Annotated in this window: 1 pseudogene; it reads right to left on the reverse strand. The window is 56.5% G+C overall.

Going from position 1 to position 253, the window contains the following annotated elements:
* Window positions 1-126: 126 nt before the first annotated feature.
* Window positions 127-253: pseudogene (locus GWC77_RS28715) on the reverse strand (IS3 family transposase); the annotation flags it as partial.

Consider the following 253-nt stretch of genomic DNA (forward strand, 5'->3'; position numbering starts at 1 on the left):
GGAGCCGCTCCGCTCACGACTGGAAGCAGGCCATGAACCAATTCGCTATCCTTTACGCGGATCGATTCGTTCGACCATCCGTGTGAATCTCACCCCCGCCTTGAACACGGAAATTCTGACACTCCCAATTCGTTTGCCGCGACTCACGCCACGCAATCCCTGTTGCTTCATCAGGCGCTCAACCGTGCAACGTGCGACCGCAATGCCTTCTCGGTTCATCTGCTTCCAGACTTTATCTGCCCCGTAGACCTGC

Origin of the sequence: Paraburkholderia sp. NMBU_R16 (assembly GCF_013282575.1) — a bacterium.
Taxonomy (GTDB): Bacteria; Pseudomonadota; Gammaproteobacteria; order Burkholderiales; family Burkholderiaceae; genus Trinickia.